The 21,360-nt window shown below is 34.3% G+C and carries 30 protein-coding genes and 1 other RNA gene; 22 read left to right on the top strand and 9 right to left on the bottom strand.

What is annotated here, in order from left to right; all coding sequences use genetic code 11:
• Window positions 1-24: 24 nt before the first annotated feature.
• Window positions 25-123: signal recognition particle sRNA small type (gene ffs, locus B3578_RS13385), an RNA gene on the bottom strand.
• Window positions 124-352: 229 nt separating this feature from the next.
• Between ffs and B3578_RS13380 the strand changes: the two genes are divergently transcribed.
• Genes B3578_RS13380 through B3578_RS13365 form a run of 4 tightly spaced genes read left to right on the top strand, consistent with a single transcriptional unit; the run spans window position 353 to window position 4,335 of the window.
• Window positions 353-922 (top strand): DUF4199 family protein, encoded by a 570-nt coding sequence (locus B3578_RS13380; protein ID WP_114998993.1) that lies wholly within the window; start codon window positions 353-355, stop codon window positions 920-922.
• Window positions 923-925: 3 nt separating this feature from the next.
• Complete coding sequence (locus B3578_RS13375) at window positions 926-1,888, top strand: glycosyltransferase family 2 protein (RefSeq protein WP_114998995.1); 963 nt, start codon at window positions 926-928, stop codon at window positions 1,886-1,888.
• Window positions 1,889-1,905: 17 nt separating this feature from the next.
• Window positions 1,906-2,610 (top strand): GIN domain-containing protein, encoded by a 705-nt coding sequence (locus B3578_RS13370; protein WP_125349699.1) that lies wholly within the window; start codon window positions 1,906-1,908, stop codon window positions 2,608-2,610.
• A 9-nt stretch (window positions 2,611-2,619) separates the two neighbouring features.
• The gene (locus tag B3578_RS13365; protein ID WP_286495354.1) at window positions 2,620-4,335 is read left to right on the top strand and encodes a phospho-sugar mutase; all 1,716 of its coding nucleotides are present in this window, start codon (window positions 2,620-2,622) and stop codon (window positions 4,333-4,335) included.
• 82 nt (window positions 4,336-4,417) lie between these two features.
• On the opposite strand, the gene B3578_RS13360 is transcribed toward B3578_RS13365, so the two are convergent.
• The 3 genes from B3578_RS13360 to B3578_RS13350 all read right to left on the bottom strand — a co-directional run bounded on the left by B3578_RS13360 (window position 4,418) and on the right by B3578_RS13350 (window position 7,403).
• The gene (locus B3578_RS13360; RefSeq protein ID WP_038335433.1) at window positions 4,418-5,515 is read right to left on the bottom strand and encodes an inorganic phosphate transporter; all 1,098 of its coding nucleotides are present in this window, start codon (window positions 5,513-5,515) and stop codon (window positions 4,418-4,420) included.
• A gap of 114 nt (window positions 5,516-5,629) precedes the next feature.
• Entirely contained in the window at window positions 5,630-6,736 is a 1,107-nt protein-coding gene (locus B3578_RS13355) for an inorganic phosphate transporter (protein ID WP_291049390.1), read from the bottom strand.
• A 22-nt stretch (window positions 6,737-6,758) separates the two neighbouring features.
• Window positions 6,759-7,403, bottom strand: a complete 645-nt coding sequence (locus B3578_RS13350) for a DUF47 domain-containing protein (protein ID WP_038335434.1) — start codon at window positions 7,401-7,403, stop codon at window positions 6,759-6,761.
• Window positions 7,404-7,817: 414 nt separating this feature from the next.
• Between B3578_RS13350 and rpsL the strand changes: the two genes are divergently transcribed.
• The 18 genes from rpsL to rpsN all read left to right on the top strand — a co-directional run bounded on the left by rpsL (window position 7,818) and on the right by rpsN (window position 17,684).
• Window positions 7,818-8,201 carry a 30S ribosomal protein S12 gene (gene rpsL / locus B3578_RS13345; RefSeq protein ID WP_019974211.1) on the top strand — a complete coding sequence of 128 codons (384 nt, stop codon included), beginning with the start codon at window positions 7,818-7,820 and terminating at the stop codon, window positions 8,199-8,201.
• A 12-nt stretch (window positions 8,202-8,213) separates the two neighbouring features.
• On the top strand, window positions 8,214-8,690 hold the full coding sequence (gene rpsG / locus B3578_RS13340; protein ID WP_019974210.1) for a 30S ribosomal protein S7: 477 nt from the start codon (window positions 8,214-8,216) through the stop codon (window positions 8,688-8,690).
• A gap of 6 nt (window positions 8,691-8,696) precedes the next feature.
• The gene (fusA, locus tag B3578_RS13335; protein ID WP_219034156.1) at window positions 8,697-10,820 is read left to right on the top strand and encodes an elongation factor G; all 2,124 of its coding nucleotides are present in this window, start codon (window positions 8,697-8,699) and stop codon (window positions 10,818-10,820) included.
• 10 nt (window positions 10,821-10,830) lie between these two features.
• Window positions 10,831-11,136 carry a 30S ribosomal protein S10 gene (rpsJ, locus tag B3578_RS13330; protein ID WP_019974208.1) on the top strand — a complete coding sequence of 102 codons (306 nt, stop codon included), beginning with the start codon at window positions 10,831-10,833 and terminating at the stop codon, window positions 11,134-11,136.
• 248 nt (window positions 11,137-11,384) lie between these two features.
• Window positions 11,385-12,014 carry a 50S ribosomal protein L3 gene (rplC, locus tag B3578_RS13325; protein WP_038335606.1) on the top strand — a complete coding sequence of 210 codons (630 nt, stop codon included), beginning with the start codon at window positions 11,385-11,387 and terminating at the stop codon, window positions 12,012-12,014.
• Window positions 12,005-12,634 carry a 50S ribosomal protein L4 gene (gene rplD, locus B3578_RS13320; protein ID WP_038335460.1) on the top strand — a complete coding sequence of 210 codons (630 nt, stop codon included), beginning with the start codon at window positions 12,005-12,007 and terminating at the stop codon, window positions 12,632-12,634. The genes rplC and rplD overlap by 10 nt, the downstream gene beginning before the upstream one ends.
• A 10-nt stretch (window positions 12,635-12,644) precedes the next feature.
• On the top strand, window positions 12,645-12,929 hold the full coding sequence (gene rplW, locus B3578_RS13315; RefSeq protein ID WP_038335466.1) for a 50S ribosomal protein L23: 285 nt from the start codon (window positions 12,645-12,647) through the stop codon (window positions 12,927-12,929).
• Window positions 12,930-12,944: 15 nt separating this feature from the next.
• Entirely contained in the window at window positions 12,945-13,769 is an 825-nt protein-coding gene (rplB, locus tag B3578_RS13310) for a 50S ribosomal protein L2 (protein WP_038335472.1), read from the top strand.
• Window positions 13,770-13,772: 3 nt separating this feature from the next.
• Window positions 13,773-14,051, top strand: coding sequence for a 30S ribosomal protein S19 (gene rpsS, locus B3578_RS13305; protein ID WP_019974202.1), 279 nt, complete (start codon window positions 13,773-13,775; stop codon window positions 14,049-14,051).
• A 9-nt stretch (window positions 14,052-14,060) separates the two neighbouring features.
• Window positions 14,061-14,477: a 50S ribosomal protein L22 gene (gene rplV / locus B3578_RS13300; RefSeq protein ID WP_019974201.1), complete on the top strand. Its 417-nt coding sequence runs from the start codon at window positions 14,061-14,063 to the stop codon at window positions 14,475-14,477.
• Between the two features lie 4 nt (window positions 14,478-14,481).
• Entirely contained in the window at window positions 14,482-15,204 is a 723-nt protein-coding gene (gene rpsC, locus B3578_RS13295) for a 30S ribosomal protein S3 (protein WP_019974200.1), read from the top strand.
• Window positions 15,205-15,240: 36 nt separating this feature from the next.
• Complete coding sequence (rplP, locus tag B3578_RS13290) at window positions 15,241-15,660, top strand: 50S ribosomal protein L16 (protein WP_038335490.1); 420 nt, start codon at window positions 15,241-15,243, stop codon at window positions 15,658-15,660.
• Window positions 15,661-15,682: 22 nt separating this feature from the next.
• Complete coding sequence (rpmC, locus tag B3578_RS13285) at window positions 15,683-15,871, top strand: 50S ribosomal protein L29 (protein ID WP_038335494.1); 189 nt, start codon at window positions 15,683-15,685, stop codon at window positions 15,869-15,871.
• Window positions 15,872-15,887: 16 nt separating this feature from the next.
• Window positions 15,888-16,142 (top strand): 30S ribosomal protein S17, encoded by a 255-nt coding sequence (gene rpsQ, locus B3578_RS13280; protein WP_019974197.1) that lies wholly within the window; start codon window positions 15,888-15,890, stop codon window positions 16,140-16,142.
• Window positions 16,143-16,150: 8 nt separating this feature from the next.
• Window positions 16,151-16,519, top strand: a complete 369-nt coding sequence (gene rplN / locus B3578_RS13275; RefSeq protein ID WP_019974196.1) for a 50S ribosomal protein L14 — start codon at window positions 16,151-16,153, stop codon at window positions 16,517-16,519.
• A 9-nt stretch (window positions 16,520-16,528) separates the two neighbouring features.
• Entirely contained in the window at window positions 16,529-16,843 is a 315-nt protein-coding gene (gene rplX, locus B3578_RS13270) for a 50S ribosomal protein L24 (RefSeq protein WP_038335509.1), read from the top strand.
• A gap of 1 nt (window position 16,844) precedes the next feature.
• A complete protein-coding gene (gene rplE, locus B3578_RS13265) occupies window positions 16,845-17,408 on the top strand; it encodes a 50S ribosomal protein L5 (RefSeq protein ID WP_038335516.1) in 564 nt (187 codons plus the stop codon).
• 6 nt (window positions 17,409-17,414) lie between these two features.
• Entirely contained in the window at window positions 17,415-17,684 is a 270-nt protein-coding gene (gene rpsN / locus B3578_RS13260) for a 30S ribosomal protein S14 (protein ID WP_019974193.1), read from the top strand.
• Between the two features lie 71 nt (window positions 17,685-17,755).
• Here the strand turns inward: rpsN and B3578_RS13255 are convergent, their stop codons facing one another.
• From B3578_RS13255 to thiM, 5 genes are read right to left on the bottom strand one after another with little or no spacing between them, the layout of a single operon-like run.
• Window positions 17,756-18,391 (bottom strand): HAD family hydrolase, encoded by a 636-nt coding sequence (locus B3578_RS13255; RefSeq protein ID WP_125349695.1) that lies wholly within the window; start codon window positions 18,389-18,391, stop codon window positions 17,756-17,758.
• The gene (gene tenA / locus B3578_RS13250) at window positions 18,376-19,038 is read right to left on the bottom strand and encodes a thiaminase II (protein WP_038335522.1); all 663 of its coding nucleotides are present in this window, start codon (window positions 19,036-19,038) and stop codon (window positions 18,376-18,378) included. The genes B3578_RS13255 and tenA overlap by 16 nt, the downstream gene beginning before the upstream one ends.
• Complete coding sequence (gene thiD, locus B3578_RS13245) at window positions 19,022-19,858, bottom strand: bifunctional hydroxymethylpyrimidine kinase/phosphomethylpyrimidine kinase (protein WP_038335524.1); 837 nt, start codon at window positions 19,856-19,858, stop codon at window positions 19,022-19,024. The genes tenA and thiD overlap by 17 nt, the downstream gene beginning before the upstream one ends.
• Entirely contained in the window at window positions 19,833-20,492 is a 660-nt protein-coding gene (thiE, locus tag B3578_RS13240) for a thiamine phosphate synthase (protein ID WP_038335526.1), read from the bottom strand. Before thiE ends, thiD begins: the two co-directional genes overlap by 26 nt.
• Entirely contained in the window at window positions 20,482-21,285 is an 804-nt protein-coding gene (gene thiM, locus B3578_RS13235) for a hydroxyethylthiazole kinase (RefSeq protein WP_291049352.1), read from the bottom strand. Before thiM ends, thiE begins: the two co-directional genes overlap by 11 nt.
• Window positions 21,286-21,360 lie beyond the last annotated feature (75 nt).

Here is a 21,360-nt window from a genome sequence, read left to right as displayed (position 1 = left end):
GGGAGTGAAATTTAGAAAAATAAAAATAGGCAAGCGATCTACATCACACCGCTACGACCGTATACCTTTGCTACGTTCCCGTCCTGGAGGATTCAACAGGAGCTGGTTGTGTAGGACTTGCCTGATGCAAAGGTAAGAAAGTTTTGTAAAAATAAAAGTGTTTATTGAAAAAACTTTCTTGTTGCTTAGGTCTGATTGAATTAATAGATTGATTTACAAATAAAAATTAGAACTAAAAAAGTAATTGATATTGTAAAAAATAATTGAAGAAAAGAATTTATGAAGATAAATTCCTTTTTAAATCATACAATTTAATAGAGAAAGAATTACGAGATATAATTATCTTTGCAGAATGATTAGTTTTAATAAAATTTTCAAAAACTCTTTGGTGCTTACAGCAATTACATTAGCATTGTTTTTCGCGCTTTACTTTTATTTTTCTTTAAACGGAACAGTTTCTGTAAAAGATTATTACACTTACAGCTTCATGATTTGCTGTTTTATTGTATTACCTTTGTATGCATTATATTGTTTTTTAATAATTTTCAATTTATCGAAAAATAAAGCAAAAAATCATCAAACTTCAGAAGAATTAATGACTTTCAAAGAAGGTTTTAAAGTTGGTTTCTACACGATTTTCTTTGCAGGAATCATGAGTTTGATTGTTATTTTTGTATTCTTCAATACTTATGGAGAATGGGCACAAGATAGTTTGAAACAAGGGTTATTAGATACTTTTACGTCTAATATGTCTGATCCAAAAGTCGCAAAAGATATCGAAACATTTAGAAATTCGGATGATTATAAAACACTTAATTTATTTACTGTGAAAAACTTCTTCGGATTATCCTCAATTTTCTTATCTTTCTACATCGCAATTGCAGCGATGTTTTCACAATTCTTAAAAAAACGTGTTTTTTAACATATGGATATTTCAGTTGTTGTTCCTTTACTGAACGAACAAGATTCCTTAGAGGAATTATTCTACAGAATCAAAAAAGTCTGTGAACAGAATGATTTTACATTCGAAGTTATTTTCGTTGATGACGGGAGTACAGATGATTCGTGGCAAATTATAGAGTATATTGCCAACTTCAATACAGAAGTGAAAGGAATTAAATTCCGTAAAAATTATGGTAAGTCTCCAGCACTTAGCGCGGCTTTTAAAGAAGTGAAAGGTGATGTTGTGATTACTATGGATGCAGATTTACAAGATTTTCCTGAGGAAATACCGTCGTTATACAAAATGCTGAAAAACCAAAAAGCAGATATTGTTTCGGGTTGGAAAGAAAATCGTCAAGATAATAAATTGACAAAAAATCTTCCTTCGAAATTATTCAATGGTGTAGCACGTAAAACCTCTGGTGTAAAATTGCACGATTTTAACTGTGGTTTGAAAGCTTATCGTTGGGAAGTAACGCAAAATATCGAATTGTATGGTGATATGCACCGTTATATTCCTGTTTTAGCGAAAAATGCGGGATATTCGAAAATTATTGAGAAAAAAGTAAAACATCAAGCGCGTAAATATGGTGTTTCAAAATTTGGAGCAAATCGTTTTGTAAATGGTTTCTTGGATTTGATTACACTTTTCTTTGCGTCAAGGTTTGGGAATAAACCAATGCATATTTTCGGTTTATTGGGTACATTGATGTTTATTTTAGGGTTTTTCGCTTCATTTTATTTAGGAATCGAGAAATTATATAAAGTTTATATTTCCCATACACCAGCCAGATTAATCACAGATAGTCCTTATTTTTATATTTCGTTAGTTTTTATGATTTTAGGAACGCAATTATTTTTGGCGGGATTTTTGGGCGAGTTAATTGTTCGCAATAATCGCGAAAAACAATTGTATTTAGTTCAAAAAGAATTGAATTTAAACTAATTAAATAACCAACTACTATGAAGAAAATATTTTTATTAGGATTTTTAGGTTTAGTTGCAACTTCGTGTTCATCATCAATTGATGGAGAAGGTGCTGCAACGGCTCAAAAAGAATATACAGCTGATAATATCAAAGATTTGAGCGTTTCGTGTAATTGTAATGTTATTTTAGTTCCAGGAAATAAATCTGGAGTTAAAGTAGAATCGCATCAAAATATTATTGATAATTTAGAAGTTGAAGCAAAAAATAATGCGGTTACAATCAAAGAAAAATCAAATGTAGACCATTATAGTGCCTATGATTTGTACGTTTATGTGACACGAGATTTAGAAAAGATTGATGCAAATAAACAAACTTCTTTGACTACTTCTGGAACATTGAATGTTGATGAATTGACTATCTCTGCGAAAGATCAAGCGAGAATTAATCAAACTTTTTTGATTACAAACAACTTTGATTTGAAAGCAGATGATCAATCTAATATTATGTTAGAAGGAACTGCTGGAACTATGAAAGTGAAAGCTTATGGCGAAGCACAATTGAATTTATTCAAATACGAGGTCAATGAAGCTAATTTCACAACAGATGATAACGCTTTATTAGACATCAATGCACGCCAAACCTTATATGGTTCTGCAAAAGGAAACTCAATTGTAAATTTTATGGGCGATCCTAATAAGGATACAAAAATTGCCGACCGCGCCCAAGTATTAAAAAAATAAAAGATAAGAATGACTTCAAGTTTAGATAATGCTAAATTATGGCTTTCTGACGCTTATGATGCGGAAACAAGAAAAGCTGTTCAAGATTTAATTGATAATAATCCAACCGAATTAGACGATTCTTTTTATAAAAACCTTGAGTTTGGAACAGGAGGAATGCGTGGTATAATGGGTGTTGGAACAAATCGTTTAAACAAATATACACTTGGTGCAGCAACGCAAGGTTTAGCAAATTATATTAATCAACAATTTCCGAATAAAGAGAAAAAAGTTGCGATTGCATACGATGTTCGTCACAATTCGGATACGTTTGCAAAAATGGTTACCGATGTTTTGACTGCGAATGGAATCAACGTTTATTTGTTTGAATCTTTTCGCCCAACGCCAGAATTGTCTTTTACAGTTCGTCATTTAGGTTGTGATGCTGGAATTGTGTTGACAGCTTCCCACAATCCTCCGATTTACAATGGTTACAAAGTTTATTGGAATGATGGAGCGCAAATTGTTCCGCCACAAGATGGAGAAATTATTAATGAAGTAAATAATGTAAAAGTAGAAGAAATCAAATTTCAAGGTAACGATGCATTGTTAACGTATATAGGTAAAGAAATTGATGAAGCTTTTATTGATGCATGTGTAGCGAACGGAAGTTTTACACAAGATGGTAAGGAAGATATAAAAATTGTTTTTACTTCTATTCACGGAACTGCCGTTGCAATTACGCCAAAAGCTTTTGATAAAGCTGGTTTTACTCAAGTTCATCAAGTTGCTGAACAAGCAATTCCAAGTGGAGATTTCCCAACAGTAAAATCGCCAAATCCAGAAGAACCAGAGGCTTTGACTATGGCAGTTACTTTAGCGAATGAAATTGGTGCTGATGTTGTGATTGGAACAGATCCTGATGCGGATCGTGTAGGTGTTGCAACGCGTAACAATGAAGGTGAAATTGTTTTATTAAATGGTAACCAAATGAATACTGTTTTGGCTTATTATTTATTAGAAAAATGGCAAAAATCGGGGAAATTAGTTGGAAATGAATTTATCGGATCGACAATCGTAACGTCTGATATTTTCTATGATATTGCTGCGAAATTCAATGTTGATTGTAAAGTAGGATTAACAGGTTTCAAATGGATTGCTGATATGATTCGCAAATTCGAAGGCAAAGAAAGTTTTGTTGGAGGAGGAGAAGAATCATTCGGATTTATGGTTGGAGACTTTATCCGTGATAAAGATTCTGTTACAACAGCTTTATTGGTTTCTGAAATTGCTGCTGTACAAAAAGCAAAAGGAAGTTCTCTGTACAATAAATTAATGGAAATCTATCTTGAAATCGGAAAAGCATATCAAGAAGATTTAATTAGTATTGTAAAACCTGGAAAAGAAGGTGCAGAGTTAATTGCTAAAATGATGGTTGAATTTAGATCAAATCCTCCAAAAGAATTAGCAGGATCTAAAGTTGTTCGTGTAAAAGATTTTCAATCTTCTATCGACAAAGATTTAATTTCTGGTGAAGAAAAAGCGATTGAGATACCAAAGTCAAATGTATTGATTTTCTATACAGAGGATGGAAGTAAAGTAGCTTGTCGTCCTTCTGGAACAGAACCAAAGATTAAATATTATTTCTCTGTAAATGCTTCACTTTCTAACAAAGAAGATTATCCAGCTGTTCAACAAACGTTGTTAGCGAAAATCGATTTATTGAAAGAAGATTTTAGCAAATAATCATTCAAGAATAAATATTAAAATAAATAGAAAATGGCCGTCAATTTTGACAGCCATTTTTTATATGATTAAATTTTTAATGTTAGAAAAACATCGAAAATAGATAATAAAATCCTGTTGCAATAAGTGCAGAAACTGGAATTGTCAAAATCCAAGCCCATAATAAACTAATTGTAACTCCCCAACGAACGGCAGAAACTCTTTTTACCATTCCAACACCAATAATAGATCCTGTGATCACGTGAGTTGTAGAAACTGGCATTTTGATATGTTCAGTAAAAAATAATGTAATAGCTGAAGCTGTTTGAGCAGTGAAACCTTCGATAGGAGTAATTTTTGTAATTTTATTTCCCATCGTTTTTAGGATTTTCATTCCGCCACCTAAAGTTCCTAAAGCAATTGCAGAGAAACACATAATCGGAACCCAATCGTGAATATCAGTACTACTTGTTGTGATGAACCAATGCTTCCAATTGAAAACATCATTCAAAATCCAATCATTCATATCCGTATTAACAATTGCAGTTTGATTAGCAAGTAAAGCAAACGTGATCACTCCCATTACTTTTTGAGAATCATTCAAACCATGACCAATACTCAACATCGCAGAAGAAACTAATTGCAATTTCTTGAACCAAGCATCTGCTTTATGTGGTTTTGCATTTCGACAAAGATTCAGCGTGATGATGTAAATAACATTACCAGCGACTAAACCAATAATTGGTGCAACCAAAATAAAAGCGATAATCGTTAAGATAATCGTACTGTTAATAGCAGAAAAATCATAACCTGTTGCAGCTAATGCACCTCCAGCTAAACCACCAATCAAGGTGTGAGATGAAGAGGAAGGGATTCCTAATTTCCAAGTTAAAATATTCCAAGTGATTGCTGCAGAAAGCGCCGCCATAACAACGATAGATGGATTGGATCCAAATGCGACGACAACATCTTCTTTAATAATTTTTGCGATTGTGTCTGCAACTCCAAATTCTCCAATGATAAATTTGGCAATGAAGAAAGCAACAAAATTGAAGAATGCAGCCCATATAACGGCTTGAATAGGAGTTAAAACCTTTGTAGTAACAACCGTTGCAATAGAGTTTGCGGCATCGTGAAAACCATTTAAGAAATCAAATAAAATGGCTAAGCCGATAATGATAAATAATACAGTTAATTGCATGGCGCAAATTTAAAACTTTATTAAACTTATCATTTATCAATTTCGAAAATTATTTCAAAAATAAAAAAGGAGCTAATAAAAGCTCCTAAATATTAATGATATTGATTGTTATTTTTAAACAAATAATGTTACGATGTAGTAGATTAATGCAGCTAATAATGCAGAGACTGGGATAGTAAGAACCCACGCCCAAAGTAAACTGATTGTAACTCCCCAACGAACTGCAGATACACGTTTCGTTAAACCTACACCAATAATAGAACCTGTAATTGTATGCGTTGTAGAAACTGGAATTCCGAAATGCTCAGAAATATAAAGCGTCATTGCTCCAGAAGTTTCAGCAACTACACCTTCCAATGGCGTTACTTTTGTAATTTTAGAACCCATCGTTTTGATGATTTTCCATCCACCACCCATTGTACCTAATGCGATAACAACAAACGATGTAATAGGAACCCACATCCAATGCGCTACGAAATACTGGAATTTATCTTCTGCTTGTACATAAGCCGGATCAAAATCGACATTAATGTGATAAAAGATAACCGCTGCTCCAATAATACCCATTACTTTTTGCGCATCATTCATACCATGTCCTAAAGAGAAAAGAGCAGAAGAAACTAATTGTAATTTCTTGAACCACCATTCTGCTTTTGCAGGTTTGGCTCTTTTGCAAATATGAAGCGTGATTATGGTTAATATCGAGGCGATAATCATACCAATTAATGGTGCTAATACGATAAAGCAAATAATTGGAATTACTTTTTTGTAAACAATTACATCTTCTCCACCAGCAGAAAAACCACCGGCGTGAGCTAATGCAGCTCCAATGAAACCACCAATTAATGTATGAGAAGAAGAAGAAGGAATACCAAACTTCCATGTTAATAAGTTCCAAGAAATTGCAGCGATAATTCCAGCTAAAATAACTTCTAGTGTAATAAAATGCTCGTTAACCGACTTTGCAATAGTGTTACCAATCTTAAATTCTCCAATCCAATAAACTGAAATAAAGTAAGCAGCAAAGTTGAATGCGGCAGCCCAAAGTACAGCTTGAAAAGGCGTTAAAACCTTAGTTGCAACAATTGTAGCAATTGAGTTTGCGGCGTCGTGAAAACCATTAATATAATCAAAAACAAAAGCTAAGACGATAATAGTAATCAATAACATTCCTGGCGTAGACGATAACATGCTCGAAAACGCTGAAAAAAAATCTGTCATAATCTTTTAGATTAAGTTTTGGTTATGAATGTTTTACCGCTACAGCTTCCAATACGTTAGCAACACTTTTACACTTGTCTGTTGCAGATTCTAATGAAGATAAAACCTCCTTATACTTGATGATATTTTTAACATCAGTTTCGTTTTCGAAAATTTCCTGAACTGCTTTATCAAAAATACGATCCGATTTATTTTCTAATTTATTGATTCGTTCACATATTTCGTAAATACGATTTACGTTTCTCAAATCTTTCAATTGCTCAATTCCCTCTCCGATTAATTGACAAGCCTCTAAGTTAACAGCTGTAATTTTGCGGATAGATTTTGTAATTTTATCTACTTGATAAATATTGATACGATTCGCTGCACCATTTAAATTATCTGCAACATAATCGATAGATTTTACTAATTGATAAATATCTTCTCTGTCAAAAGGTGTGATAAAGTTTTTACTTAACTCTAAATTTGTTTTTTGAGTAAGATATTCAATTTTACTTTCGATTTTAGAAATTTGTGCGATGTAATCTTCGCGTTCCTCAACTGGAGCGTTTACACATTCGTGTAACAATTCAGCTAATTTGATTAAACTTTTTGAAGCCTCCTCGAACAAAGGATAGAATACTTTATCCTTTGGAGTAAATAATTTAAAAAATGAGTTTACCGACATTTAATAATGTTTTGAAGTGCAAAATTAATTTTTCTAATGTAAAATTAACATTAAATAAATATTATGCGAACGTTTTTATTAAAATATATCGATAATTATATGATATTCAGATTAATTAAAAATACGAAAAGTTATTAGCTTAGAGAAAAATAATATAGGATAAAGTTTTAATAAATTTTGTTGTCAATAGATGTAGATAAGATACTATCACTTATCAAAAATTAGGTTTATTGATAATTTACTTGTTTTGTTATTCTTGAATTAAAATTCTGTAAAATATAGTTTATAATTCTTTAAAAAATTATAAATCAATGTAAAATAAATCCATTATTATTTGTTTTTGTATAAATTATTTGTAGTTTTGCATGCCCAAAAAATGGGTTTAATCCAAATTTAAAAGGAAATTTAATTAGTATGCCAACAATTCAACAATTAGTTAGAAAAGGTAGAAAAAAACTAACCAAGAAGAGTAAATCGGCTGCATTGGAATCATGTCCACAACGCCGCGGTGTTTGTACACGTGTTTACACTACAACTCCTAAGAAACCTAACTCAGCAATGCGTAAAGTTGCTCGTGTTAGATTAACAAACGGGAAAGAAGTTAACGCGTACATCGGTGGTGAAGGTCATAATCTTCAAGAGCACTCGATAGTATTGGTTAGAGGAGGTAGAGTTAAAGATTTACCAGGTGTGCGTTACCACATTGTACGTGGAGCGTTAGATACTGCGGGAGTAAACGGACGTACTCAACGTAGAAGTAAGTATGGAGCGAAACGTCCTAAAGATGCTAAAAAATAAATTTAAGGTAAGATGAGAAAGACAAGAGCTAAAAAAAGACCTTTACTTCCAGATCCTAAATTTAATGATCAGTTAGTAACTCGTTTCGTAAACAACTTAATGTACGACGGAAAAAAATCTGTAGCATTCAAAATTTTCTATGATGCGTTAGAAATCGTAGATTCTCGTAAAGAAGATGCAGAAAAAACTTCATTAGACATTTGGAAAGAAGCATTATCTAATGTAATGCCTCACGTAGAAGTACGTTCTCGCCGTGTTGGTGGAGCTACATTCCAAATTCCAATGGAAATTCGTCCAGACCGTAAAATTTCAACAGCAATGAAATGGTTAATCAAATATTCTCGTAACAGAAACGAGAAATCGATGGCTCAAAAATTAGCTGGAGAAATTATTGCAGCTGCTAAAGAGGAAGGATCTGCCGTTAAAAAACGTCAAGATACTCACAAAATGGCAGAAGCTAACAAAGCATTCTCTCACTTTAGATTCTAATACAAGATGGCAAGAGATTTAAAATACACAAGAAACATTGGTATTGCTGCTCACATCGATGCAGGAAAAACTACAACGACAGAGCGTATCTTATTCTATTCAGGTAAGAATCACAAAATTGGAGAAACTCATGAAGGATCAGCTACAACTGACTGGATGGAGCAAGAAGCTGAAAGAGGTATTACAATTACTTCTGCAGCTGTAACAGTAGATTGGACATTCCCAACAGAACAAGGTAAACCATTACCAGACGCTAAAGGGTACCACTTTAATATTATCGACACTCCTGGTCACGTTGACTTTACAGTAGAGGTAAACCGTTCTTTACGTGTTTTAGATGGTTTAGTTTTCTTATTCTCAGCAGTAGATGGAGTTGAACCTCAATCTGAAACAAACTGGCGTTTAGCAGATAACTATAAAGTTCCTCGTTTAGGTTTCGTTAACAAAATGGACCGTCAAGGAGCTGACTTCTTAAATGTATGTCGTCAAGTACGTGAAATGTTAGGGTCAAATGCTGTTCCTATTGTATTACCAATCGGTGACGAAGCAGACTTTAAAGGAGTTGTAGATTTAATTAAAAACCGTGCAATTGTATGGCATGATGAGAATCATGGTTCTACATTTGATGTTGTTGAAATCCCAGCTGATATGGTTGACGATGTAAGACAATTCCGTGGTCAATTAATTGAAGAAGTAGCTGCGTATGACGAGAACTTATTAGAGAAGTACATGGAGGACGAAAACTCTATTACTGAAGAAGAAGTTCACGCTGCATTACGTGCTGCAACATTAGATATGTCTATCATCCCAATGACTTGTGGATCTTCGTTCAAAAACAAAGGTGTACAATTCATGTTAGATGCTGTATGTCGTTACTTACCATCACCAAGTGATAAAGAAGCGATCCCAGGAACTGACCCAAAAACTGACGAGCCTATCTCAAGAAAACCTTCAGTTGATGAGCCATTCGCAGCATTAGCATTCAAAATTGCTACTGACCCATTCGTAGGTCGTTTAGCATTCTTCCGTGCTTATTCAGGTGGATTAGACGCTGGATCTTACGTATTAAATACTCGTTCTGGTAACAAAGAACGTATTTCTCGTATCTTCCAAATGCACGCTAACAAACAAGAGCCTATCGAGAGAATCGAAGCAGGTGATATTGGAGCTGCAGTAGGTTTCAAAGATATCAAAACAGGAGATACTTTATGTGATGAAAAAGCCCCTATCGTATTAGAGTCTATGGACTTCCCAGATCCAGTAATTGGTATCGCAGTTGAGCCTAAAACGAAAGCTGACGTTGATAAATTAGGTATGGCTTTAGCTAAATTAGCTGAAGAAGATCCAACATTCCAAGTAAAAACTGATGAGGCTTCTGGTCAAACAGTTATTTCTGGTATGGGTGAGTTACACTTAGATATCATCGTTGACCGTTTAAAACGTGAATTTAAAGTAGAGGTTAACCAAGGTGAGCCTCAAGTAGAGTACAAAGAATCATTCTCTCGTCCAGCTAATCACCGTGAGGTTTACAAAAAACAATCAGGTGGTCGTGGTAAATTTGCTGATATCGTTTTCGAAATGGGACCAGCAGATGAAGGAAAAGTAGGTTTAGAATTCGTTTCAGAAATTAAAGGTGGTAACGTTCCTAAAGAATTTATCCCTTCTATTGAGAAAGGTTTTAAAGCTGCAATGAAGAATGGACCTTTAGCAGGATTCGAAATGGATTCGTTAAAAGTTACTTTAAAAGATGGATCTTTCCACCCTGTGGATTCTGACCAATTATCTTTCGAGTTAGCTGCTCAAATGGGTTACAAAGCTGCTGCAAAAGCCGCTGGTGCTCAAATCTTAGAGCCTATCATGAAGTTAGAGGTTTTAACTCCAGAAGAAAACATGGGTGATATTGTAGGTGACTTAAACCGTCGTCGTGGTCAAGTATCAGGAATGGATGATAGAAATAACGCTAAAGTTATTAAAGCTATGGTTCCATTAGCAGAAATGTTCGGATATGTAACTTCATTACGTACATTATCTTCTGGTCGTGCTACATCTACAATGGAATTCGATCACTACGCTCCAGCACCAACAAACGTGTCTGAAGCTGTAATCGCTAAAGCAAAAGGTAACGCTTAATTCAAGAAAAATGAGTCAAAAAATTAGAATAAAATTAAAATCTTACGATTATTCTTTAGTTGATAAATCAGCTGAAAAAATCGTAAAAACTGTAAAAGCTACAGGAGCTGTTGTTAATGGACCAATTCCATTACCAACTCACAAAAGAATCTTTACAGTTTTAAGATCTCCACACGTTAACAAAAAATCTCGCGAGCAATTTCAATTATCAGCTCACAAAAGATTATTAGACATTTATTCTTCTTCATCTAAAACAGTTGATGCTTTAATGAAGTTAGAATTACCTAGTGGTGTTGAAGTAGAAATTAAAGTATAGTTAGCTGTATTTTAAATAAATATAAACCCTGAGACGTGCACATCTCAGGGTTTTTTTATGAATTGCTATTAAGAATGCTTTGATTGATATTTTTCGCTGTTTGTAAACTTTTGAAAAATAATCAATTGAAAGTTTGTTGTTTACAAATTAATTCATACATTTGCATGCTAATTTTAGAGAAGATCTCTAGTGGTCGAAAGTCCACATTCTCTGAAATATTAAACAAATTATTAACATATTTTAATCAAATGTCAGGTATCATTGGTAAAAAAATCGCGATGACTAGCTTATTTGATGAGAACGGGAAAAATATTCCTGTGACAATCGTAGAGGCTGGGCCATGTGTGGTTACTCAAGTCAGAACCGTAGAGAAAGATGGGTACGTTGCTGCTCAACTTGGTTTCGATGACGCAAAAGAAAAAAACACGACTAATGCTTTAAAAGGTCACTTTAAAAAAGCAGGAACGACTCCAAAGAGAAAGTTAGTTGAGTTTTACGGTGAAGAATTCGTGAACTCTTTAACTCTAGGAGGAGAAGTTAACGTTGAATTATTCAACGAAGGAGAATTTGTAAGTATTACAGGTACTTCAAAAGGAAAAGGTTTCCAAGGTGTTGTTAAACGTCATGGTTTCGGTGGGGTAGGTCAAGCTACACACGGTCAACATAACCGTTTAAGAGCTCCAGGTTCTATCGGTGCTGGTTCAGATCCATCTCGTGTATTCAAAGGAATGCGTATGGCTGGAAGAATGGGTGGTAAACAAGTTACTGTTCAGAACTTAAAAGTACTTAAAGTGGATACTGAGAAAAATCTTTTAATTGTTAAAGGTGCTATCCCAGGTCCTAAAAATTCATACGTAATCGTTAGAAGATGGAAGTAGTAGTATTAAACATCAAAGGTCAAGAAACTGGAAGAACAGTATCTTTAGACGAGGCAGTTTTCGGAATTGAGCCTTCTACACACACAGTGTACTTAGAAGTTAAACAATATTTAGCAGCTCAACGCCAAGGAACGCACAAAGCAAAAGAAAGAGCTGAGATTGCGGGATCAACTCGTAAAATCAAAAAGCAAAAAGGAACAGGTACAGCTCGTGCTGGTTCTATCAAATCTCCAGTGTTTAGAGGAGGAGGTAGAGTTTTCGGACCACGTCCAAGAAACTACTCTTTCAAATTAAACAAAGCACAAAAGAGATTAGCTAAAAAATCAGTTTTATCACAAAAGTTAGCTGAGAATGAAATCAAAGTTGTTGAAAACTTTTCTTTCGAAGCTCCAAGAACTAAAGAGTTCAAAACTGTTTTAACTGATTTAGGATTAGAGAACACAAAATCATTATTCGTATTAGGTGAATCTAATAGCAATGTATATTTATCTTCTCGTAACTTACAAAAAGTTAAAGTTGTTACAACTGAGGAATTAAATGTATTTGATTTAATCAATGCTTCTCAAATCGTATTTTTAGAAGGTTCTTTAGCAACAGTTCAAGAAAATTTAACAAAATAAGACGAAGAAAATGGGAATCATAATTAAACCAGTAATTTCAGAAAAAGCAACTAATAACAGTGAGTTGTTAGGGCAATATTCGTTTTATGTAGACACAAAAGCTAACAAAATTCAAATTAAAGAAGCTGTAGAAAAAACTTACGGTGTATCTGTAGTTTCTGTTAGTACTTTAGTATCTGCTCCAAAAGTAAAAACTCGTTACACAAAAACAGGTTTTCAAACTGGAAAAACAAATAAGTTGAAAAAAGCGATCGTTAGCTTAGCTGAAGGTCAAGAAATAGAGTTGTTCGGATAATTTAAGAATTAAAAAATGTCAGTAAGAAAATTAAAACCTATCACCCCGGGACAACGTTTTAGAGTGGTTAATGAATTTGCGGCAGTAGATAAAAATGCTAAGCCAGAAAAGACATTAGTTGAAGGAAAATCTAAATCGGGTGGACGTAACAACACTGGTAAAATGACAATGCGTTATATCGGTGGTGGACACAAACAAAAATATCGTATCATCGACTTCAAACGTGATAAAGAAGGTGCTGCAACTGTAGAATCTGTACAATACGATCCAAACAGAACTGCATTCATCGCTTTATTATCTTACGAAGATGGTGAAAAACGTTACATTATTGCTCAAAATGGTTTGAAAGCTGGACAAGTAATTGTTTCAGGTGAAAACGTAGAACCAGAAGTAGGTAATGCTATGAAGCTTAAAAACATGCCATTAGGTACAGTAATCTCTTGTATTGAGTTACGTCCAGGGCAAGGAGCAGTTATGGCAAGAAGTGCAGGTACTTATGCTCAATTAGTTGCGCGTGATGGTAAATATGCTATCGTTAAGTTACCAAGTGGTGAATCAAGAATGATTTTAGTGGAGTGTAAAGCAACAGTAGGTGTTGTTTCTAACACAGACCATCAGTTAGAAGTTTCTGGTAAAGCTGGTCGTTCTAGATGGCAAGGTCGTCGTCCAAGAACTCGTCCAATGGTTATGAACCCTGTAGATCACCCAATGGGTGGTGGTGAAGGTCGTGCGACAGGAGGTATTCCTCGTTCTCGTAACGGTATTCCAGCGAAAGGTTACAAAACTCGTGACAAGAAGAAAGCGTCTAACAAATATATTGTTGAAAGAAGAAAAAAATAATTTATGGCACGTTCATTAAAAAAAGGACCATTCATCCACTATAAATTAGAAAAGAAAGTTCTTGCTAACGTAGAAAGCGGTAGCAAAAACGTGATCAAAACATGGTCAAGAGCATCAATGATTTCTCCTGATTTTGTTGGTCAAACAATCGCAGTACACAACGGAAAGCAATTTATTCCTGTTTATGTTACTGAGAATATGGTAGGTCATAAATTAGGTGAGTTCGCTCCTACACGTACTTTTAGAGGTCATGCCGGAGCTAAAAACAAAGGAAAAAAATAGTAAAGGGCCATGGGATCTAGAAAAAGATTAAGTAACGAAAGAATCAAAGAAGCTAACAAGCAGGTAGCTTTTGCGAAATTAAATAATGTTCCTACTTCTCCTCGTAAGATGAGATTAGTAGTAGATATTATCCGTGGAGTTGAAATTCAAAAAGCTTTAGGTATTTTAAAATATACTAAAAACCACGCTTCAATCCGTTTAGAGAAATTGTTATTAAGCGCTATCGCTAACTGGCAAATCAAAAATGAAGGAGCTGATGTTGAAGAAGCTGGATTATATGTTAAAGAAATCTCTGTTGATAGTGCACGTCAATTAAAAAGAATTCGTACTGCACCTCAAGGTAGAGCACATAGAATCAGAAAACGTTCAAACCATGTAACTTTGGTTTTAGGAACTAAAGAAGATAAACAAAAAGTACAAGATTAAGAATATGGGACAAAAAACTAATCCAATCGGAAATCGTTTAGGAATCATCAGAGGATGGGATTCTAACTGGTACGGTGGAAATGATTACGGTGATAAAATTGCAGAAGATGCAAAAATTCGTACTTATTTAAGAGCACGTTTGTCTAAAGCCGGAGTTTCTCGTATTTACATCGATCGTACTTTAAAATTGGTTACAGTAACTGTAACTACTGCTCGTCCAGGTATCATTATTGGTAAAGGTGGACAAGAAGTTGACAAATTAAAAGAAGAGTTAAAGAAAATCACTGGTAAAGAGGTTCAAATTAACATCTTCGAAATTAAGAGACCAGAATTAGATGCAATCTTAGTAGGGGATAGTATCGCTCGTCAAATTGAGAATCGTATTTCTTACCGTCGTGCTATTAAAATGGCAATTCAATCAGCAATGAGAATGAACGCAGAAGGAATCAAAGTTCAAATCTCTGGTCGTTTAAACGGTGCAGAGATGGCACGTTCTGAAACTTATAAAGATGGACGTATTCCTTTGTCTACATTCCGTGCAGACATTGATTACCACATTTCAGAAGCTCATACAACTTATGGTCGTTTAGGGATCAAAGTATGGATCATGAAAGGTGAGGTATATGGTAAGAGAGAATTATCTCCTTTAGTTGGATTACAGAAAAAACAAAAAAAATCTGACAACAACAGAAAGGGAGGTGAAAGATCTAATAATAGAAAGCGATAATTTAGTTTAACAACTAACATAAAGAATTAAGTAGATATGTTATCACCGAGAAGAGTAAAGTTTAGAAAAACCCAAAAAGGTAAGATGAAAGGTGTTTCTCACAGAGGAACTCAATTAGCTTACGGGACTTTCGGGATCAAATCTTTAGACGAAGCGTTTATTACAGCACGTCAAATCGAGGCAGCTCGTATTGCTGCAACTCGTTTCATGAAGAGAGAGGGTCAATTATGGATTAAAATATTTCCAGATAAACCAATTACTAAGAAACCAGCAGAGGTACGTATGGGTAAAGGTAAAGGTGCACCAGAATATTGGGTAGCTCCTGTACAACCAGGTCGTATCTTATTCGAAGTAGGAGGTGTGCCAGTAGAGGTTGCAACTGAAGCATTGCGTTTAGCAGCTCAGAAGTTACCTGTTAAGACTAAGTTTATCGTTGCACGTGATTTCCAAAATTAATAATTTCAAAAATTAAGAAAAAATGAAAGCAGCAGATATTAGAAATCTAAGTGTTGAGGAGTTACAAGCTAAAATAGCTGAAGAACAAGCGAACTACGATCAATTAAAATTGACAAACGCTGTTTCTCCTGTAGCAAATCCAATCGGTATTAGAGACTTACGCAGAACAATTGCTCGTTTGAATACCGTGTTAAACGAAAAACAATCATAACAGTAATCTGTAACTGATGGAAAGAAAATTAAGAAAAGAAAGAGTAGGTTTAGTTACATCAAACAAAATGGAAAAAACCATTGTTGTAGCTGAAACTAAGAAGCAAAAGCACCCATTCTATGGGAAATTCGTTTTAAAAACGAAGAAATATACAGCGCACGACGAAAATAACGAGTGTAACGAAGGTGACACAGTGCGTATCATGGAGACTCGTCCTTTGTCTAAAAACAAAAGATGGAGATTAGTAGAAATCATTGAAAGAGCTAAATAAGATAAGTTATGTTACAACAAGAATCTAGATTAAAAGTTGCAGATAACACAGGAGCTCGTGAAGCATTAGTAATCCGCGTTTTAGGTGGTACTAAAAGAAGATACGCATCAGTAGGTGACAAAATCGTAGTTGCGATCAAAGAAGCTACACCTTCAGGAAACGTTAAAAAAGGTGCTGTATCAAAAGCTGTTGTAGTTAGAACTAAAAAAGAAGTTCGTAGAAAAGACGGTTCATATATCCGTTTCGACGATAATGCATGTGTATTATTGAATACTCAAGGAGAAATGCGTGGTACTCGTGTATTCGGTCCAGTTGCTCGTGAGTTACGTGATAAAGAATATATGAAAATTGTATCATTAGCCCCAGAGGTATTATAATAGAACAACATGGCAAAGTTAAAAATTAAAAAAGGAGACAAAGTAGTCGTATTATCAGGATCTAACAAAGGTCAAACTGGTACTGTGTTACGCGTATTCCCTGACAAAGCTAAAGCTATCGTTGAAGGGGTTAATATTGCAAAAAAACGTGTAAAGCCAAGCGCACAAAATCCACAAGGTGGAGTTGTTGAAAAAGAAGCTCAAATCTATTTATGTAAATTGGCTTTAGTAGATCCAGAAACTGGGAAAGCAACGAAAGTAGCGATCAAAGAAGAAGGAGGGAAAAAAGTAAGAATTGCTAAAAAATCAGGAAAAGCTATCTAAGATGAGTACAACAACATACACACCTCGTCCGCAGGTTAAATATAAAGAAGAGATTGTAGCTGCTCTTAAAGAAGAGTTCGGATATAAATCTATTATGCAAGTTCCTAAATTAGAGAAAATTGTTTTATCTCAAGGTTTAGGTGCTGCTACAGCTGACAAAAAAATCGTTGATTACGCTATCGAAGAGTTAGAATTAATCACTGGTCAAAAAGCAGTAGGAACAATTTCTAAGAAAGATGAAGCAGCTTTCAAATTACGTAAAGGAATGCCAATTGGGGCTAAAGTAACTTTACGTGGTGAGAAAATGTATGAATTCTTAGACCGTTTAGTATCTGCAGCTTTACCACGTGTACGTGATTTTAGCGGTATTTCTTCTACAGGTTTCGACGGTAGAGGTAACTATAACTTAGGTATCAAAGAACAAATTATCTTCCCAGAAATTAATATTGATAAAATCAAGAAAATTCAAGGTTTAGATATTACCTTTGTAACTTCAGCGAACACAGATAAAGAAGCTAAAGCTTTATTATCTAAATTCGGATTACCATTTACTAAAGAAAAATAAGAAGTCATGGCTAAAGAATCAATGAAAGCGCGTGAGCGCAAAAGAGAAGCATTAGTTGCTAAATATGCTGCGAAACGTCAAGCTTTATTAGAAGCTGGTGACTACGAAGCATTACAAAAATTACCTAAAAACGCTTCTCCTGTACGTTTACACAACCGTTGTAAATTAACAGGTCGTCCAAGAGGATACATGAGAACTTTCGGGATCTCTCGTGTAACTTTCCGCGAAATGGCGAACGAAGGGTTAATCCCAGGTGTTAAAAAAGCGTCTTGGTAATTTACCAATAGCTTTAGAAATATTAAATCCTTACTCTTTATTGAGTAAGGATTTTTTTGTTTTTGTAAGGTTTATATTTCTTTGATCAATTCCCTAAAATCAGCTATGTAATTTGGCTGAAGACAAAAATCTGAATTGTTGTAAATTTTATAATTTAAACCAGCATCTTTTGCTGAATTAATTCCGGTGAGTGAATCTTCGATAACTAAAACTTCTTCCTTTTGCTTTTCGCATAATGATAAAGCTTTTAAATAAGGTTCTGCATTTGGTTTGCCTTTTGAAACATCATCTGCTGAAATAGTGTGATCAAAATAGGAATGAAGTTTTAATTGTTGAAAAGCATACTTAATTTGTCTTCTAGAGGAATTGGAAACAAGAACAATTTGAATTTGATTGGCTTTTAAATGTTCCAACATCTCAGCAACGTGGTCATTTAATTGTACAAACTGATGAAAGTTTTCGACATAAAATTTTTCTGTCCAATCGATTATTTCCTCGTACAAATGATTTGTAAAGCGTTGCTGATTTTCTAACATCAATTGGATTGCTTCATTTGTTGTGAAATTCATTCCGTCATTTTCTACCAAACATATCGTATCCAACCGATATATTTTAATGACTTCATCAAACATCAGCTCCCATAATTGTTGACTATTTACGATTACCCCATCAAAATCAAAAAAGATGGCATTTATTTTCTTTCCCATGTGATATTTTCATAAGATGCATTCCAAAACTGAAATTCTAATTCGCTTGCTTTGACAAAAGCTTCTAGCATTTGTTCTTTTATTTTTTCAGTTGCTCCTTCTGCAATCTTATCAACATAACTTTTCGCTTTTTTTACACCTTCACCAAATTCATCTCCACTATAGGTCTCAATCCATTTTTGATATGGATTATTTTCTTTTGTTTGATTTTTGATGATTTCATCACCAACTTCTTTATAAATCCAAAAGCAAGGCAAAACAGCAGCTAATGCAATTTCAATAGGTTCGAATGCAGCTGTACTTTTTAAGAAATGTGAATAATGGTGACAAACAGGTTGTGTTTCGATGATGATGTTTTGCGATAATCCAAAATCCTCAAAATAGGATTCGTGTAAAGCACGTTCAACAATTAATGCATTTTTTCCGAATTCGAAAAAGTCAATGGCTTGTTGATTGTCTTCAGATTTTGATCCAATGGCAGCTAATACTCGCCCAAAATGTTCCAAATATTTTGCATCTTGTAACATGTAAAACTGAAATTTCTCTATTGGTAATGACCCATTTTGCAATTCAATTATAAAAGGCATATTTAGAATATCATTGTAAATAGGCGCGATGGTTTCCCAAGCTTTAGTTGTGAATGTCATAGGTTTTTAATTTTTGTGGATTAAATAAATGATTAAGAGGTCCATTTCCTTTTCCAATTGTTAGGTCTTTACTTCCTAATATTGCTTGTTCAACATATTCTTGTGCTAGTTGTACACTTTGTGTGAGTGAAACCCCCAAAGCTAAATTACACGCAATTGCAGAAGATAGTGTGCAGCCTGAACCATGCGTATTTTTTGTCTCTATTTTTTGAGAGGTATAACTTTGTACAGGTTGTTCTTTTTGAAATAAATAACTGATAATTTTTTCTTGCTGAAGATGTCCGCCTTTTAATAAAAGATTCTGACAACCTAAATTTAAAATCGTTTCTCCATAAGAAAGCATCAATTCAGCAGAATCAATTTTATGATTTACCAAAATACTTGCTTCATCAAGATTTGGCGTGATAAGCGTGGCCAAAGGAAAAAGCTTTTCTATGCAAGCTTCAAGTGTTTCTTCTTTGATTAACCGATGTCCACTTGTCGCAACCATGACAGGGTCATAAACAATCGGTCTATTGTAATTTTTTAATTCCTCTGAAATGATATGAACCAATTCAACACTATGAACCATTCCAATTTTTATTGCATCAGGATAAATATCCTCTAATATGGATTGAATTTGTTCACGAATTGCTTGTGCAGGAATTTCGTAAATATTTTGTACGCCTTGTGTATTTTGAACAGGCAAGGCTGTCAATACATTTGTTGCATAACAGCCATGAGCGGAAATTGTTTTGGTATCAGCTTGTATGCCAGCGCCACCGCTTCCGTCAAATCCGGCAATTGTTAAGACACTATATGCTTTTTGGATGGTATTCATTTTCGTTAATAATTTGTTTTAAAATTTGGGCAGATTTTTTTGGATTTTTGCTTCCGCAAATTGCAGAAACAATTGCAACACTATCTGCACCGGCTTGTATGATTTTAGCAATATTACTTTCATTAATTCCGCCAATTGCAATCAATGGTTTTGATGTTTTAGTTTTCAAAAATTTTAATCCTTCAAAACCCCATTCAGTAATCGTATTGGTTTTTGTTGGAGTCGAAAATATTGGACTTACCCCTAAATGATGTACATATTTCATTTCATCATCATTCAACTGTTTGATAATTTCTAAAGACCAACCAATATTTTTTAGAGCTTGTGCATTTTTGTGAATTTCAGAAGGTAATATATCTGACTGCCCGACATGTATTCCCCAAGGATTAACAGCGGTTGCGACTTCTAATGAATCGTTAATAATCAAAGGGATATTGTAGTGGTCCGTAATTTTTTTTAATATTGTAGCTTTTGAAATATACTCGCTGACAGTGCAATTTTTTTCCCGAAGCTGAATGATATCAACCCCACCTATAATTGCTTGCTCTGCAACATCTAACCAATGAAGATGCGTACAATCTTTTTCAGAAATGACTAAATACAAAGGATAAGGAAAAGTTGGATTAATCTTCATAAACTGAGATTTTCAAATTTGTTTGAATTTCTTCTGCAGATATATGGTATAACGTGTCATACAAATTCATTTGTAAGGTTCCTGGGCCATTACTTTTTTTCTGTGCCAATTCACCTGCTAAACTAAATATGGCCATGCCGCTAACCGTTTCGAGGAAAGGATTTTTATTAAGGCCAATAAAAGCACCGATGCTAGCTGTTGCTGAACAACCTAAACCAGTAACTTTAGTCATCAATTCATGACCATTTTTAATTTCAATTATCGGATTGTTGGATACAATAAAATCTGAAGCACCTGAAATGCAAACAACAGATCCAATTTTCTGGTTTAAATTGTGTGCTGCTTTTATCGCTTGATTACTTTGATGTGTACTGTCGACTCCTTTTCCCTGAACAGCTTTGAAGGTATCTAAAGCTAAAATTTCTGAAGCATTTCCTCTTATGACAGTAGGATGATAGCGAAGCAGTTCTTTTATAAGTTCATTTCTGAAAGTTGAAATTCCAGCTCCAACAGGGTCTAATACCCAAGGTTTATTCAGTTGATCTGCTTTTTTTGCTGCAATTAGCATGCTTTCTGCCCAATAATCATCAAGAGTTCCGATATTGATGACTAATGCATTTGAGATTTTGACGATATTTTCCACTTCTTTGTGTGCATGTATCATAACAGGCGATGCTCCAATTGCCAAAAGAGCATTTGCAGTATTGTTCATCACCACAAAATTGGTGATGTTGTGAACAAGCGGATTTTTTGTCCGGACAGCATGTAAATTTTGAATAATTAGATTTTCCATTAATTGATAATTTTTTAGATGAAACAATTAATGGCTAAAGAGGATTTTCTTTGAAAATAAAGCGTTGCAAATATT

This window comes from Empedobacter sp. UBA1574 (assembly GCF_002322895.1).
GTDB classification, from domain to species: domain Bacteria; phylum Bacteroidota; class Bacteroidia; order Flavobacteriales; family Weeksellaceae; genus Empedobacter; species Empedobacter falsenii_B.
Note: the sequence above shows the minus strand (reverse complement) of the source record. Positions and strands in the feature narration are given on the sequence as shown.

Bases quoted from the DNA above. Each gene is read 5' to 3' on its own strand.
- B3578_RS13380 (WP_114998993.1), top strand. From the start codon at position 353: ATGATTAGTTTTAATAAAATTTTCAAAAACTCTTTGGTGCTTACAGCA.
- B3578_RS13375 (WP_114998995.1), top strand. From the start codon at position 926: ATGGATATTTCAGTTGTTGTTCCTTTACTGAACGAACAAGATTCCTTA.
- B3578_RS13370 (WP_125349699.1), top strand. From the start codon at position 1,906: ATGAAGAAAATATTTTTATTAGGATTTTTAGGTTTAGTTGCAACTTCG.
- B3578_RS13365 (WP_286495354.1), top strand. From the start codon at position 2,620: ATGACTTCAAGTTTAGATAATGCTAAATTATGGCTTTCTGACGCTTAT.
- B3578_RS13360 (WP_038335433.1), bottom strand. From the start codon at position 5,515: ATGCAATTAACTGTATTATTTATCATTATCGGCTTAGCCATTTTATTT.
- B3578_RS13355 (WP_291049390.1), bottom strand. From the start codon at position 6,736: ATGACAGATTTTTTTTCAGCGTTTTCGAGCATGTTATCGTCTACGCCA.
- B3578_RS13350 (WP_038335434.1), bottom strand. From the start codon at position 7,403: ATGTCGGTAAACTCATTTTTTAAATTATTTACTCCAAAGGATAAAGTA.
- rpsL (WP_019974211.1), top strand. From the start codon at position 7,818: ATGCCAACAATTCAACAATTAGTTAGAAAAGGTAGAAAAAAACTAACC.
- rpsG (WP_019974210.1), top strand. From the start codon at position 8,214: ATGAGAAAGACAAGAGCTAAAAAAAGACCTTTACTTCCAGATCCTAAA.
- fusA (WP_219034156.1), top strand. From the start codon at position 8,697: ATGGCAAGAGATTTAAAATACACAAGAAACATTGGTATTGCTGCTCAC.
- rpsJ (WP_019974208.1), top strand. From the start codon at position 10,831: ATGAGTCAAAAAATTAGAATAAAATTAAAATCTTACGATTATTCTTTA.
- rplC (WP_038335606.1), top strand. From the start codon at position 11,385: ATGTCAGGTATCATTGGTAAAAAAATCGCGATGACTAGCTTATTTGAT.
- rplD (WP_038335460.1), top strand. From the start codon at position 12,005: ATGGAAGTAGTAGTATTAAACATCAAAGGTCAAGAAACTGGAAGAACA.
- rplW (WP_038335466.1), top strand. From the start codon at position 12,645: ATGGGAATCATAATTAAACCAGTAATTTCAGAAAAAGCAACTAATAAC.
- rplB (WP_038335472.1), top strand. From the start codon at position 12,945: ATGTCAGTAAGAAAATTAAAACCTATCACCCCGGGACAACGTTTTAGA.
- rpsS (WP_019974202.1), top strand. From the start codon at position 13,773: ATGGCACGTTCATTAAAAAAAGGACCATTCATCCACTATAAATTAGAA.
- rplV (WP_019974201.1), top strand. From the start codon at position 14,061: ATGGGATCTAGAAAAAGATTAAGTAACGAAAGAATCAAAGAAGCTAAC.
- rpsC (WP_019974200.1), top strand. From the start codon at position 14,482: ATGGGACAAAAAACTAATCCAATCGGAAATCGTTTAGGAATCATCAGA.
- rplP (WP_038335490.1), top strand. From the start codon at position 15,241: ATGTTATCACCGAGAAGAGTAAAGTTTAGAAAAACCCAAAAAGGTAAG.
- rpmC (WP_038335494.1), top strand. From the start codon at position 15,683: ATGAAAGCAGCAGATATTAGAAATCTAAGTGTTGAGGAGTTACAAGCT.
- rpsQ (WP_019974197.1), top strand. From the start codon at position 15,888: ATGGAAAGAAAATTAAGAAAAGAAAGAGTAGGTTTAGTTACATCAAAC.
- rplN (WP_019974196.1), top strand. From the start codon at position 16,151: ATGTTACAACAAGAATCTAGATTAAAAGTTGCAGATAACACAGGAGCT.
- rplX (WP_038335509.1), top strand. From the start codon at position 16,529: ATGGCAAAGTTAAAAATTAAAAAAGGAGACAAAGTAGTCGTATTATCA.
- rplE (WP_038335516.1), top strand. From the start codon at position 16,845: ATGAGTACAACAACATACACACCTCGTCCGCAGGTTAAATATAAAGAA.
- rpsN (WP_019974193.1), top strand. From the start codon at position 17,415: ATGGCTAAAGAATCAATGAAAGCGCGTGAGCGCAAAAGAGAAGCATTA.
- B3578_RS13255 (WP_125349695.1), bottom strand. From the start codon at position 18,391: ATGGGAAAGAAAATAAATGCCATCTTTTTTGATTTTGATGGGGTAATC.
- tenA (WP_038335522.1), bottom strand. From the start codon at position 19,038: ATGACATTCACAACTAAAGCTTGGGAAACCATCGCGCCTATTTACAAT.
- thiD (WP_038335524.1), bottom strand. From the start codon at position 19,858: ATGAATACCATCCAAAAAGCATATAGTGTCTTAACAATTGCCGGATTT.
- thiE (WP_038335526.1), bottom strand. From the start codon at position 20,492: ATGAAGATTAATCCAACTTTTCCTTATCCTTTGTATTTAGTCATTTCT.
- thiM (WP_291049352.1), bottom strand. From the start codon at position 21,285: ATGGAAAATCTAATTATTCAAAATTTACATGCTGTCCGGACAAAAAAT.